Origin of the sequence: Thermodesulfovibrio sp. 1176, assembly GCF_029946585.1 — a bacterium.
Taxonomy (GTDB): Bacteria; Nitrospirota; Thermodesulfovibrionia; order Thermodesulfovibrionales; family Thermodesulfovibrionaceae; genus Thermodesulfovibrio.
In genome coordinates, this window is sequence record NZ_JARZRZ010000023.1 from 1 (window position 1) to 285 (window position 285).

Here is a 285-nt window from a genome sequence, read left to right on the forward strand (position 1 = left end):
AAGTGGAAAAAGAAGCCAAAAAGGCTTATGAATACTCTCAGTCTCCTGAATTTAAGGCACAGGTAGAAGCATTCAAAAAAGACCTGAACCTGCTTCTTGGCGGGCAATCCTCTCAAACAGACCCTGTGGAAAGATATTATTCTGCTTACAAGCCAAAGAAAGGTATTCTTTCAGATGATGAAAGGATATACATATTTATTTCTTCCTCTATGCCAGAGCAGACAATAAGAAACTATATCAGAGATGCAGGTAAAATTGGCAACAACATTTATCTGGTATTAAGAG

At 37.5% G+C, this 285-nt stretch carries 1 protein-coding gene; it reads left to right on the forward strand.

The annotated features are described in order from the left end of the window. A partial coding sequence (locus QI155_RS11090; RefSeq protein ID WP_281321683.1) for a TrbC family F-type conjugative pilus assembly protein occupies positions 1 to 285 on the forward strand: 285 nt, incomplete at both ends.